7 protein-coding genes are annotated in these 14,000 nt (G+C 68.6%); 2 read left to right on the top strand and 5 right to left on the bottom strand.

Going from position 1 to position 14,000, the window contains the following annotated elements:
- Positions 1-231 precede the first annotated feature (231 nt).
- Positions 232-4,293 carry an FtsK/SpoIIIE domain-containing protein gene (locus tag FJV46_RS04690; RefSeq protein ID WP_140995573.1) on the top strand — a complete coding sequence of 1,354 codons (4,062 nt, stop codon included), beginning with the start codon at positions 232-234 and terminating at the stop codon, positions 4,291-4,293.
- 23 nt (positions 4,294-4,316) lie between these two features.
- Here the strand turns inward: FJV46_RS04690 and FJV46_RS04685 are convergent, their stop codons facing one another.
- Positions 4,317-4,739 (bottom strand): hypothetical protein, encoded by a 423-nt coding sequence (locus FJV46_RS04685; RefSeq protein WP_087029467.1) that lies wholly within the window; start codon positions 4,737-4,739, stop codon positions 4,317-4,319.
- 241 nt (positions 4,740-4,980) lie between these two features.
- Between FJV46_RS04685 and FJV46_RS04680 the strand changes: the two genes are divergently transcribed.
- Positions 4,981-5,229: a WhiB family transcriptional regulator gene (locus FJV46_RS04680; RefSeq protein ID WP_055769355.1), complete on the top strand. Its 249-nt coding sequence runs from the start codon at positions 4,981-4,983 to the stop codon at positions 5,227-5,229.
- A 176-nt stretch (positions 5,230-5,405) separates the two neighbouring features.
- Here the strand turns inward: FJV46_RS04680 and FJV46_RS04675 are convergent, their stop codons facing one another.
- The 4 genes from FJV46_RS04675 to FJV46_RS04660 all read right to left on the bottom strand — a co-directional run bounded on the left by FJV46_RS04675 (position 5,406) and on the right by FJV46_RS04660 (position 13,834).
- Positions 5,406-6,884: a sensor histidine kinase gene (locus FJV46_RS04675; protein WP_087029470.1), complete on the bottom strand. Its 1,479-nt coding sequence runs from the start codon at positions 6,882-6,884 to the stop codon at positions 5,406-5,408.
- 151 nt (positions 6,885-7,035) lie between these two features.
- Entirely contained in the window at positions 7,036-11,865 is a 4,830-nt protein-coding gene (locus FJV46_RS04670) for an NAD-glutamate dehydrogenase (protein ID WP_087029472.1), read from the bottom strand.
- Positions 11,866-11,912: 47 nt separating this feature from the next.
- Positions 11,913-13,229 (bottom strand): CpaE/TadZ family protein, encoded by a 1,317-nt coding sequence (locus FJV46_RS04665; RefSeq protein ID WP_087029473.1) that lies wholly within the window; start codon positions 13,227-13,229, stop codon positions 11,913-11,915.
- Complete coding sequence (locus tag FJV46_RS04660; RefSeq protein WP_239961508.1) at positions 13,226-13,834, bottom strand: CpaB family protein; 609 nt, start codon at positions 13,832-13,834, stop codon at positions 13,226-13,228. The genes FJV46_RS04665 and FJV46_RS04660 overlap by 4 nt, the downstream gene beginning before the upstream one ends.
- Positions 13,835-14,000 lie beyond the last annotated feature (166 nt).

Here is a 14,000-nt window from a genome sequence, read left to right as displayed (position 1 = left end):
CGCATGGCGGCCGGGGACGCCGGCAGCGTCCGCGACCTTGCTGTGATGCAGCTTTGAGGACGTGAAGGACACGCACGCCCTCCTCGGCGGTTGTCCACAACGGCCGCCCCGCCCGCTCTGCTCCGATTCGTCGGCCCTAACCTCGAGGGAGCCCGACGCCTGGAGGCACCTGTGGACCTGCATGTCACCCTCGTCTTCGCTCCTCCTTCGAGCGCTCCTTCCCGTGAGATCGTGATCGACACGACAGCCCTGCCGACCGGCGCCCTCCTGGCCGAGCGGCTCGAGGCTGCTGGCTACCCCCGTCCGTTCATGATCGGCGGGGTTTCCCTCACGATCATCGCGCCCGACTCCTCATCCGTTGCCCAGGGGTCGGTGATCACGTGCGGGGCGGCCGGCACCGTGCTCCCCGCGCCCGCCCCGTCGCATCTCGTCTTCGTAGTGCGGTCCGGGCCGGATGCCGGGCAGGTGGTGCCCCTGCGGCGCGGTACGTACACCATCGGGCGCACGGCGAACGACATCACGCTCTCCGATCCCTGCGTCTCCCGGCGACAGGCGCACCTGACCGTGACGAAGGACTCGATACTCCTCGAGGACGTCGGCTCGGTCAACGGAAGCTTCGTGGATGAGGAGTGCATCACCAGGGCGCAGCTCACCGTGGCGTCCCGGATCCGGCTGGGTACGAGTCGGTGCAGTATCGATCTGATGGATGGCGACCCGTGGCGGCCGGACCCCGAGGACGCCCTCGAGCCCATCACCGTGGGAGCCGCGCCCGGGAAACCACCGGGAGTCCTCACCCTGACGGCCTTCCTCCCACTCGTCCTGGGTGTGGTGCTGGCCTTGACCACAGGCATGTGGTTCTTCCTTGCATTCAGTGCGCTGTCCGCAGTCACCGGTCTCATACCGCTCATCACGTACCGCAGGGCGTCGGCCGCGTTCGAGGAAGTGATGCGCGACGCCGTGCTGCGGGACCACGGCCGCAGGACGCGTGCCGTCCCGGACGCGGGACAGACGGTGCTCGACGCGGTGCGCGCTACTGAGCCCGGCCGCCCGTCCGTGCCGGCCACGGGCCCGCCGGACCCACGCACGCCACGTCATCTCCTGAGGCTGGGTACGGCCCATCAGCCCGCGAACCTCCTCGTGGAGCGCGCTCGTCCCCCCTTCGCCGTGCCGAACCTGCGCGACTCACCCTTCCTGGTACCCGTCCAGGGTCCGGGCGCGGACGGGCGCACCTTCACGATCACCGGCAACCCGGAGGCGGCGCAGGCTCTTGTCCGGGCCATCCTGCTCCAGCTCTCCCATCCGAACTCACCGCCCCTTCGCGTCGTCTGCTGGGCGACCCTCGACGACGTCCCGCATCAGGCACGGTTCCTCCCCCACGTGCGGATCACCCATGATCCTCGCGTCCTGCTCGACCTGACACGATCGGGTGAACCCGTGCTCGTCCTCCGATGCTCGGCTGGACTGCCTGCTATCGACGCGTCCGCCCCGGTTTTCACGATCGGCGTCGTACCGGAAGGCAGCGGCTGCCCTGAGTCCGAGGACACGCCCTGCCCGACCGGTGACCACATCCTGCTCCGGACCGACGGCAGGGCGAGCGCCGTGCTCGGCGCTCGCTCGTTCGACGTCGAACCCGACGGCGTCTCGGCACGCGTCTTCGACTGGGCAGCACGCGCGCTCGGCCGCTCCGCAGACCATCGAACGGCAGCTCGCTACAACGAGCGAACGGCCCCCGGGCTGACGAGGAGCCTGCCGGTCAGGGCATCCGTGTGGACCCCGCACCTGAATCCTGACGTACTCCGGGACAGGATTCCCACCCGCTGGGACACTGCCGACCCCGGTCATCTCCTGAGCGACCTCGGCGTGTCAGCGGCCGGGACCCTGTCGATCGACCTCGTGACGGACGGTCCGCACCTCCTGGTGGCAGGAACGACCGGCTCGGGGAAATCCGAGCTCCTGAGGACCCTCGTCCTCGGACTGGCGCTGAACCAGCCGCCCGACAATCTGACCCTCCTGCTCATCGACTACAAGGGCGGGGCCGGTCTGGGCGTCCTGACCTCCCTCCCCCACTGTGTCGGCAGCCTGAGCGACCTGTCGTCGGAATCGACGGCCCGGGCGCTCGTCTCCCTGCGGGCCGAACTGCGTCGGCGCGAGGCCCTGTGCGCCGACAACGGAGCCGCTGACCTCGACGAACTGCGGCGCACCTGCCCGGCCCTTTGCCCGCCACGACTCGTGGTGGTCATCGACGAGTTCCGGGCCCTGATCGACGACGTCGCGACGGCCGTCACCGATCTCGCCAGGATCGCTGCGCTGGGCAGGTCGCTGGGCGTCCACCTCGTCCTGGCCACGCAGAGAGCACAGGGCGCGGTCACGCCCGACCTGCGCTCCAACGTCACCTCGAGCATCCTGCTGCGCGTGCAGACGGCCCTGGAGTCACAGGACCTCCTCGGCTCGGCTGTCGCATCCGACCTACCGGTCGGAACACCCGGTCGAGCCTTCTTCCGCAGGGGCTCGGACCCTCCGATCGCCTTCCAGGTGGCCTCATCGACCGAGGCACCCCCGATCGACCACCCCGCCGGCTGGATGGATCTGCGCGAGTACCTGGGTGGCGGACCTGCCCGTGTCGATGCAGAGAGGACAGCTGCTCCCGTTTCGACAACACACGAACAAGGGTCGGCCGGTCCGGACGGCCCCACGACCCTGCCCGGGGCAACACCGGATCCGATGCACGCCGACGGCATTTTTCGGCGGGTGGCGGCGAACCTCTCGGACCTGGCCCGCGACCGATCGACACCGCGCCCCCACTGCCCCGTCCTCCAGCCGCTCCCTGCCGTCCTGTCGACCGAGGACTGCCGGACCTTCCCGGACATGGCGCATCGGACCGAGGCCGGCCAGCCCCGCGGCATGTCCGAGCCGGGATCCGCCGGCGGCCCCCCGCCCGTCGGTCTCGGAGTCATCGATGCCCCGGACCGCCAGGACCAACGACGGCTCGTCTGGCACCCTGCCGACCACTCCCACCTCGCCTTCGTCGGGCTGCCGGGAAGCGGGGCTGTGGAGGCGATGGCTGCGGCTACGGCAGCCCTGACCGAGGCCGACCCCGATCTCCATCTCTATCTGCTCGACGGCGACGGGTCACTCGGGCAGCGCGGCGGGGAGCCACAGGTCGGCGCGTATGTTGCCCACCACGAGACCAGGCGGGCTGCCCGGGTCCTCGAACGCCTCTCCGCCCTGCCGGTCGGGTCGGCAACCGGGCACAGCATCGTGCTCGCAGTCACCGGATGGGGACGGTGGGCCGGCAGCTTCCGTCAGGGCCGTCTCGCCCGCGCCGAGGAGGATCTGCACACCCTCCTGCGGGACGGTTCGCGGTGCGGCGTCACCGTCCTGCTCAGCGGGGAACGGGAGATCACGGCATCCCGCTTCTTCTCCCTGCTGCCCAACAGGATCTACCTTCCGCTCGGCGCTCACCAGGAGACCACGCTGACGTGGCCGAAGATGCCGCCGGTCGCGGCTTCTGCCGGCCGGGGCTTCGCGCAGGGCCGCATCACGGGCGCTCTCGGTGACAACATCTGCCAACTGGTCCTGGCCGCACCACCGCCGGCCCGTCCCCCTCGACCACCGATCAATCCGCCCTTCCCCGTCCACCCGCTGCCGACCCTGCTGACCATCGGGGACCTTCGCCGACGCGCCGGACGGCCGATCGCGCGGAGCTCGGGAGTCGAGCTCGCCCTCGGGGTCCACGGGGACGAGCTCAGCCCCTACAGCATCGTCGCCCGTGACGGCGAGAGCTTCCTGATCCTCGGACAGGCCTCGACCGGCAGGACGAACGCGCTCCGCGTCCTGCACGACGCGGCATCGCGTCTGCCGGGCGACCTCCGGATCCTGCCGGCGCCGTCCGGCTCCACGCTGCGGGAGCAGGTTCAGTACTGGCGCAGCGTCGACGTCGAGTGGAGTGCCGTCGGAGACGGCACCTGCCTGGTCCTCGTGGACGACACCGACGACCTGCCGATGGATGTGCAGCAGGTACTGTCCGGCCTCGTGGCCCACGGCGCGGCGGTCATTGCAGCAGCCCGCCCGGGGCCGTCACTCATGGCCCGTGTCCCCCTGGCACTCCAGGCGCGCAGCTTCGCGCGCGGATTCGTCCTGTCGCCCACCTCGCCGACCGACGGGGACTTCTTCGGAGTCAGGCTCGACGTCGAACCGACGGGTATCGCCGGACGCGGGGTCGCCTGTACACCCCAGGGCGTGCAGGATGTCCAGGTGGCTGTCATGCCTGCGCCACGCTCGTCGCGACAGTGATGATCGCGGTCCGTCGACCGGTGCTACAGCGCTTTCCCCGCGCCGGTCGTCCTCACCGTGAACCCGAGGACGGGCCGCGAGAACAGCAGGACGATCACCGCGGCGGCCGGCACCATGAGGACGAACCCCAGGATCGGATCCCCAGCGGAGAAGTAGGGGAAGGACAGGATCACGAGGAAGAGCTGGATCACGAGGGCCGGCGACCGGGGCCACCGGAAGCCCTGCAGTAACCGTGCGGCGACAGTCGACAGACCGGCGGCGACCGCCAGGAGCAGAACGGTCAGAAAGACGGACCCGCCGACCGACACGGGTTCTGCGGTGAAGACGGTGACCAGGGAGGCGACGGCGAGCATGACGAGTGCAACTGCTTCGAGCACCAGGACGAGGGCGATGACGATGACGCCGAAAGGCGGAGCCGGTGTGCGGGAGGCGGAGGGAGGAGCCACTCTCGCACCCTACCGGACCGTTCGTCGCACTCTCTCACGGCCCGGTAGGCGCCCGCTGTGACAAACCACTCATCGACACCGGTAATTAGGGAGGTCGAACCCCTTGTTTACCCGCAGGTAACGTGACAGCCTTAAACGCAGAGCAAATCAGGGGGCCGAGATCGGCCCCTTTACTATGAGCCCCCTCGTGAATGTTTTCACAAAGCATCCGTGCGTGAGGCTGAAGGAGAATGTGATCACCATGGATTGGCGTAGTCGCGCAGCCTGTCTGGACAAGGACCCGGAGCTGTTCTTCCCGGTCGGCAACACCGGACCGGCGCTTCTTCAGATCGAAGAGGCCAAGAGCGTCTGCCGTCGCTGCCAGGTGCAGGATACCTGCCTGCAGTGGGCCATCGAGTCCGGCCAGGATGCAGGTGTCTGGGGTGGCCTGAGCGAAGACGAACGTCGCGCGCTCAAGCGCCGGGCGGCAAGGGCACGCAGAGCTTCCTGACCGGCACCGGTGGCAGCACCGGCAGTCAGGACCGGACGATCAGCATGTGGTACGAACGAAGGGCCGCCCTGTCGGGCGGCCCTTCGTCGTCGTGTCGGAGGTGTTGTCCGTGGAGCCGGCGGTCGGGAGCACCTGCCGTCCGCCGGAGTCAGCGCGTCATGGAACCCGCCCCAGGATCACGATCCCTGGTTCAGTCTCAGTCCCAGCTCAAGGGTGACCGACGTGCCCCCGCCGGTCCTCGTACTCCATTCGATGGTTCCGCCGAGCTCGCTCGTCACGAGCGTCCGGACGATCTGCAGACCCAGACCCTCCGCGTGGCCGCCCGCGGGCAGACCCACTCCGTCGTCGGCGATGGTCACGCGCAAGGTGTCCTCGCCGTCGGGCTCCGTCCGCCGGTCGGCCATCAGCCACACCGTCCCCGCACGACCGGACAACCCGTGCTCCACGGCGTTCGTGACGAGTTCGTTGATGACCAGTGCGAGGGGCGTGGCAAGATCGCTCGGCAGCTCGCCGAAGTCTCCGCTCCGTTCGGTCCGAACGGCCTGGGAGGGGGATGCGACTTCCGCGGACAGCCGGAACTGCCGTGAGATCAGTTCGTCGAAATCGACACTCTGCGCCAGGCCCTGGGAGAGCGTCTCGTGAACCAACGCGATCGTGGACACCCGGCGCATCGCCTGCTCCAGTCCGAGCTTGCCCTCGTCGCTGACCATCCTCCTGGACTGCATGCGCAGCAGCGCTGCAACCGTCTGGAGGTTGTTCTTGACCCGGTGATGGATCTCCCGGATCGTCGCGTCCTTCGACACGAGCTCCATCTCCCGGCGGCGGAGCTCGGAGACGTCCCGGCACAGCACGAGCGCGCCGAAGCGCTCCTTCTCGTCGCGCAGCGGGATCGCGCGGAGCGACAGGCTGACGCCGCGGGATCCGATCTCCGTGCGCCAGGGCATGCGGCCCGTCACCACCAGTGGAAGCGTCTCGTCGACCATCCTGCGGTCCTTGAGCAGAGCGGTGGTGATCTCGGCGAGAGGCCTACCCTCGAGGGTCTCGACATCGCCCAACCTCCGGAAGGCGGAGACCCCGTTCGGGCTGGCGTACTGGACGATCCCGTCGATGTCGAGCCGGATCAGACCGTCACCCACGCGCGGAGCGCCCCGCCGGGATCCCGTGGGCGTGGCGAAATCGGGCCACAGGCCGAGAGTGCCCATCCGGAGAAGATCGTAGGCGCACTGGCGATAGGTCAGTTCGAGACGCGACGGCATGCGGGAACTGGAGAGATCCATGTGCGTGGTGACGACGGCAAGGGTCCGCCCGTTGCGGACCATGGGTACTGCCTCGACACGCATCGCCATCTCGGTGGTCCAGTTTGTCTCCCCCGAGCGCTCGATCCGCTGGGATTCCCAGGCGACGTCGACCAGGGGTTGGAGGTCGGCGCGGATGCGCTCGCCGACGAAGTCACTGTGGAAGACCGTGTGTGAGGTCGAAGGCCGGGCATGCGCGAGGGCCACGTAGCCACCGCCGTCGAGCGGGAACCACAGGGCGAGGTCCGCGAATGCGAGATCCGCCACCATCTGCCAGTCACCCACGAGGAGGTGCAGCCACTCGGCGTCGCCGGGCTCGAACCCCGCGTACTCGCGGATCGGGTCAGTGAAGATGGCCATGGGATTCCTCTGGTGCTCGGGATGTGGAGTGCGGACCGGCCGGACAGCCGTGACCGTGCCGGGCGGTGATCGGACGGCCGCGGACCTCCAGTCTTCCACCCACGGTCGGTACGCGCCGACCGTGGGTGCCTGCGTGGGCCGTCGGCGGGTGCTACCGCACGATGGAGCGCAGGAGTCGCAGGGCTACGGACAGCGACGAGATGTCGTCCTGTTCCAGCCGGTTGACCTCAGCGAACATAGTGCTCGCGCGCTGAAGTTGGTCCGAGTTCTGCTCCTGCCAGGCCTCGAGCCGCTCGGTCGCATCGTGGTCGCGCAACTCCTGCGAGGCACGCATGACAGCGACGGCGATGTCGGCGATCGTGGAGTACAGGTCGTCCCGGAGGGCTGCCCGGGCCAGCGCCTGCCAGCGATCCGTCCGTGGCAGTGTGGTGATCCGCTCGAGCAGGTTGTCCACCTCGAAGCGGTCGTACACGGCGTAGTACACCTCCGCGATGTTCTCGACGGGTTCGTCGACCCGGCGTGTGCTGTAGGCGATGTCCAGGAGGGCGAAGGATTCGAACTGCTCCGCCCAGTGCCGGCCGAGTTCACCCGGGAGATCCCAGGCGGTGGCGGTCCGGACACCTGCCTCTGCGCGCTCCAGATCGCAGCCTCGAAGGTACTCGGAGAGCCGGGCCCGGAACGGGGCGATCAGGGGCTTGAAGGCGTCGATGTCCGCGTCCACCGGAGTCCCCTGCTCCACATGGTTGACGAACCACCGCACGGCACGGTCCAGCAGCCGGCGCAGGTCCAGATGGATCGTGGTCCACCGGTCCGTCGGGAAGTCCGCCGGCAGGGCCGCGAGTGCGTCGACGGTCTCGTCGAAGGAGTAGATCTCGCGCAGGGCCACGAAGGCGCGTGCGATCACCGGCTCGGTCACCGACGTCTCCTCCATGACGCGGAACGCGAACGTGATTCCCCCCAGGTTGATGACATCGTTGGCGACGATCGTGGAGATGATCTCGCGCCGGAGCGGATGCGTGTCGAGCAGATCGTCGAAGCGCTCCACCAGCTGCCGCGGGAAATAACGCCGGAGCGTGCCGCTGAAGTAGGGATCATCGGCGAGATTGCTCGCGGACAGTACACGGGTCAGTTCGATCTTCGCGTAGGCGGCGAGCACGGACAGCTCAGGAGCGGTCAGGCCGTGGCCGGACTCGATCCGCCGTCGGAGTTCCTGGGTGGTCGGCAACGCCTCGAGGCCCCGGTCCAGGTCGGCCTGTGTCTCGAGCCAGTCCATCATGCGCTCGTAGCTGGGGCTCCATTCGACGACCCGCTGCCGGTCGTTGAGCAGCAGGACGTTCTGGTCGATGTTGTCCTGCAGCACCAGCCGCGCGACCTCGTCCGTCATGGAGTGGAGGAAGGCCGCCCGTTCCTCCGGCGCGAGGCGGCCCGCACGGACCATCCGGTCCACGAAGATCTTGATGTTGACCTCGTGGTCGGAGCAGTCCACGCCCGCGCTGTTGTCGATGGCGTCCGTGTTGAGGATGACCCCCGACAGTGCTGCTTCGATCCTGCCGCGCTGCGTCATCCCGAGGTTGCCGCCCTCGCCCACGACGCGTGCCCGGAGATCGCGCCCGTTCACCCGGATGGGATCGTTGGCTCGGTCTCCGACCTCGGCATTCGTCTCGTCCGATGCCTTCACATAGGTCCCGATCCCGCCGTTGTACAGCAGGTCGGCGGGTGCTGTCAGAATCGCCCGCAGGAGCTCGGGCGGACTGAGCGACGTCGTTCCGTCGTCGAGCGCCAGTGCTTCCCGCACCTGCCCGGAGATGGGGATCGACTTCGCCTGCCGGGGGTACACTCCCCCGCCCTCGCTGATGAGCGCGGAATCGTAGTCCTCCCAGCTGGAACGCGGGAGGTCGAACAGCCGACGACGTTCCGCGAAGGACGTCGCGGCGTCCGGGTTCGGGTCGAGGAAGATATGGCGGTGGTCGAACGCCGCCACGAGGCGGATGCGCTCGGAGAGCAGCATCCCGTTGCCGAACACGTCGCCGCTCATGTCGCCCACGCCGACGACGGTGAACTCGTCGGTCTGGGTATCGACGTCGAACTCGCTGAAGTGGCGCTTCACGGATTCCCAGGCGCCACGGGCCGTGATGCCCATCATCTTGTGGTCGTAGCCGACGGACCCACCGGACGCGAAGGCATCCCCCAGCCAGAAGTCGTACTCGGCCGACAGTTCGTTGGCGATGTCCGAGAAAGCAGCGGTCCCCTTGTCGGCGGCGACCACGAGATAGGTGTCGTCGTCGTCGTGCCGGACGACCCTGGGCGGTGGGAGGACGCTCTCGGAGGTGCCGTTCGTGACGATGTTGTCCGTGATGTCGAGGAGGCCCCGGATGAAGGTCCGGTAGCTCGCCTGTCCCTCGGCGAGCCACGCCTGCCGGTCCCGTGACGCATCCGGCAGCTGCTTGGCGAAGAAACCGCCCTTCGCCCCCGTGGGTACGATCACGGCGTTCTTGACCGTCTGGGCCTTCACGAGCCCGAGGACCTCGGTGCGGAAGTCCTCGCGCCTGTCCGACCAGCGCAACCCGCCGCGGGCGACCTTGCCGAAGCGGAGGTGCACGCCCTCGACCTGCGGCGAGTACACCCAGATCTCGAACTTCGGCCGCGGAAATGGCGCGCCGTCGATGCGCGGCGTGTCGAACTTGAAGCTGACGTGCGGCTTGTCCTGGAAGTAGTTCGTCCGGAGTGTCGCCTCGATGAGATTCGCGAAGGTGCGCAGCACGCGGTCGGCGTCGAGCGTCGGAACAGCCTCCAGCGCGGTGTCCAGGGCAGCGCGGGCCCGGTCCGACGCCGTCTGCCGGTCCTCCGCGAGGTCGGGGTCGAACCGCGCGGCGAAGAGATCCACGAGCCCTCGCGCCACGGCGGCGTTGCGCAGCAGCGTCTCACCGACGAAGCCGTAGGAGTTCGTGTTGCCCATCTGACGCATGAACTTCGCGTAGGCGCGCAGGATCAGCACCTGGCGCCAGCCGAGCCCGTCGCTGAGCACCAGTCGGTCGAAACCGTCGGACTCGCTCCTGCCCGACACCGCGGCGCTGAAGGCGTCCTGCAGCAGGGCCGCGGTGTCGAGCGGGGAGATGCCCGCCGGGTATTTGAGCCCGAGGTCGTAGAGGAAGAACGAGCGTCCGTCCGAGCGGGTGATCTCGAAGGGGCGCTCGTCGAGCACCTCGAGGCCGAGGTTGTGGAAATACGGAAGGATCTGCGTCAGACTCTTCGCTTCCGTGAGGTAGAGCTTGAGCCGGGCGTCCTCGGCGTCGTGGTTCTCGGGCACGTAGACGTGCAGCAGCGGTGCGGCCGACTCCGCCGCGGCAAGCCGCTCGAAGCGGGCAACGTCCTCCAGTGCGTCCTCGACCTCGTAGTCGACGCGGTAGCCGAGGGGGAACGATTCGGCCCAGAGGGAGGAGAGGCGCTGTGCCGAATCCTGCTCGAAGCGGTCCTGCGCCACTTCCACGATGCCCTCGGACCAGGACCGCGCTGCCCGCACGAGCCGTTCCTCGAGCGCAGCGGCATCCACCTCCGGGATCTCCACTCCACGCTGGAGCCTGATCCGGAAGAACAACCGGGCGAGGGCCGATTCGCTCATCCGGGCCTCGAAGTCGATCGACTCGGCGTGGAGCGCGGCACTCAGTTCATCCTCGATCCGCCGCCGGACGCTGGTCGTGTACCGATCACGGGGAAGATAGACGAGGGCCGACATGAAGCGCCCGTAGACATCAGGACGGAGGAACAGACGCGTTCGACGTCGTTCCTGGAGCCTCAGGATGCCCAGCGCCGTGGAGACCAGGTCGGTGACCTCGATCTGGAAGAGCTCGTCACGGGGATAGGTCTCGAGGATGGACAGGAGATCCTTGCCCGAGTGGGAATCCGACGGGAACCCGCAGCGGCGGAGCACCTCGGAGACCTTGTCCCGCACGAGGGGAACGTTGCGGACCGACCCCGTGTAGGCACTCGTCGCGAACAGGCCGATGAACCGCCGCTCACCGCTCACATTGCCCTGCGCGTCGAAACTCTTGATGCCGATGTAGTCGAGGTACGCAGCCCGGTGGACGGTGGACCGTGAGTTGGCCTTCGTGATGACGAGTGCGCGGCGCTCCCGCGCCTTGGCTCGACCTGCAGCGGTCAGCTGTTGGACGTGCCCGCCGGCGGTGCCGTGCCGGAGCAGGCCGAGCCCGCTGCCCTCACGCACCCGGAGCGCGTCCACCCCCGCCTCGTCCGTCACGAGGTCGTACTCCTTGTACCCGAGGAAGGTGAAGTTGCCGCCGTCGAGCCACTGCAGGAGTTCCTGCGCCTGTCGGAGGTCCGGTATGTCTGCCGCACCCGCGATCGAATCGAGCGACGACTCGATGGCGCGGACCGTGGCGCGCATGGCGGCCCAGTCCTCGACCGCGGCGCGGACGTCACGCAGCACACGGTGCAGTCCGTCGATGACGGAGTCCTTCGACTCGGCGTCGGTGAGCCGACTGACCTCCACGGACATCCACGACTCGATATGCGTGGACCGCCCGTCGAGCCCCACGAGTTCGGCGATGTTCGGCAGGGCCGCCGTGTCGCCGCTGGACGCACCGGCCGTGGACGGCACCCGGCGCAGGGCCGTCAGGGCATGCGACTCGTCCTCCCGCACGGCGAGGAACGTGGGGTGCACCACGAGGCGGATCGCCGCGTTCTGCCGGACCAGTTCGGCTGTCACGGAGTCGACCAGGAAGGGCATGTCGTCGGTGACGATCATGACGATACTCGACGTCCCCTGGTCCATGATGCCGATCGCCGCAGTGCCCGGCTCACGCGACTCCGCCAGGTCACGGTGGGCAAAGGACCGCTGGCGCAGGTCGTCGGTCGAGTACCCGACGGCATCCTCGCGCGCGAGGTGCTCGAAGTAGTGCTCTACGAATTCCTCCCGTGACGTGTCCGACTTTGACTGATCCGTTGTCCTGGATCCAGACGACATGGAAAGGGCCTCCGTAACGAAATTAAAGGCCGCTCCATCGCGACCTCTTACCGTGGAAGCCTAGCCCGGTTACCGGGAAACTTCACGTTGCGGCCGCGCCCCAGCGGACCACGACGTCGGTGTCCCGCAGCCGGAACCTCGGCGAGTTCGGCGATGGCTGTGCGAAGTGGCGAGCCAGGGGTCGTCTCCAGCAGCGCGGTCCCCGCCAACAGTGCCTGATCCGCCGCCGCATAGTCCGCGGGCAGGAAGGCCGAGATGGCCAGGGGCGGGCCGAATCGTTCCCATGCCTCCCGCAGCTGTGTCTCCGGGGCCCGACCCGCGGCCGTGGGGCGGACCCTGTTGAACACGACCCTCGGAACAGCCGTCGGAACGGCGTCGCCGAGTTCCGTGAGCGCCTTGACCAGCCGAGGTACTCCGACGGCATCCGCGGCACCCACCGCGAGCACCGAATCGGCGATCTCGAGGCATTGGAGGGTGGCCCCGTTACGCCGCGGAGCCAGGGTGTCGAAGCTCAGCTCCTCATCGGCTTCGAGGCAGAATCCGCAGTCGACCAGCGTGACCTCCGCGAGCGATCTCGCCGCCCCCAGCACCCGGCTCAGCGCGGCCGGACGCACTTCGGGCCAGCGATCCGCCCGTGTGATCCCTGTCAGCACCCGCAGCCGCCCACCCTTGATGGCCACACTGACCGCGATGCGGTCCAGTGCCGCGCTGGTGAAAGCTCCCTGATCGGCGACACGGCAGGCCTGGGCGAGTCCGGCCGATTCGTCGAGCAGTCCGAGGAATACGCCGGCGCTGGCACCGTAGGTGTCGGCATCCACCAGAAGGACCGAGACGCCGGTGGCGGCGAGCTCGGCGGCCATGTTCACGGCCACCGTCGTCCGTCCCGGAGCGCCGGAGGGACCCCAGACGGCGAGGACACGTCCGTCACCCGTTGCCGTCGCGTCCTCCGTCTCGGGCCGGGCAGCGAGCGGGGCGACGTCGAGTGGATCCGCGTAGGCGAGGGAGCCGTGCGGTCTGGCATCGGCGTCGAACCGGTCGACGGCGCGCGAGACGGCGTCCGCCAGGGCAGTGGGCTCGATCGTCGCGTCCACGTAGTCGACGCCGTCGATCCTGGGCCCGGCGCCCCCGTCGGACAGTGCGACCACCACGACCCCGGCGAAGCGCAGCCGGTCGATCAGGGAGGCGCTGAGGTCGGCCGCGCCGGGAGCGATGATCGCGGCCCGCGCGAGCCCTGCCTGGCACGCCGCGATCAGCTCGGCCAGTTCCCCGCAGCGCCGGACCACGGTGACCGGCCCTCGCAGCTGCTCGAGTCCAGGCACATAAGCATTCGCGCCCGCCCCGAGGGTGATGACCGGAATGCTCACGACCCGGCACCGGGATTGAGCACGACCGCGATCCGCGCGTCGTTCGACAGGGCGTCGAGGAGCGCGGGCAGTGTCTCGTCCTCGACGAGGACCTGGACCAGCGTGGACGAGCTGGACCCGAGTGCCGACTCACCGACCGTCAGTTCGGCGACTTCCGCGGCCTCGAGCAGCCGCTGTGGTTCGTCGTAGCTGTTCGTGTCCGTGCGCAGCGACACCCAGACGTCGACACGGTCCCCCGCTGCGGTGCCGGTCGGCAGAGGATCCTCGACGGTGAGTCCGATGGGCTTCCTGTCGAGCTCGTCGCTCGTTCCGACGGCGGTCAGGGGTAGCAGTTCTCCCCCCGCCACGAGTCGGGTGACCACCGCTCGTTCGGCTATCCCATCGGCCACGCGCAGATAGGACCCGGACGCCTCACCGAGTCGCACCGGCATCGGCACGAGGTCCTCTGCGACGAGAGGGGCCCCCACCGGCAGATCGACACGTGCCGCGTACACCTGGGTCGTATCGTCCTGACTCTCGAGCAGAGCGACGATCCCGGCCGTCGACGCGACGACGAGCAGGAGCCCGATCAGCAAGCGTGGGTCCTTCCACGAGGGCTTCTTCAAGCGCGGAGCCTCGCCCGATGACTGCATGGTGCGCGAATCGGTACTCACACTCAACCCCCGACGGCCGGCACGGCCCCGATCGGGCCACGTCTCCGTGTCATTGTTCTGCACCGGCACTCGTAAGGGAACCGAATGGGGACAACGTGCCGTGAAGTGTGGATATCGT

This window comes from Arthrobacter agilis, from assembly GCF_006494655.1.
Classification (GTDB): Bacteria; Actinomycetota; Actinomycetes; order Actinomycetales; family Micrococcaceae; genus Arthrobacter_D; species Arthrobacter_D agilis.
The sequence above is the reverse complement of the archived record's forward strand: the minus strand, read 5'-3'. Positions and strand labels throughout refer to the sequence as shown.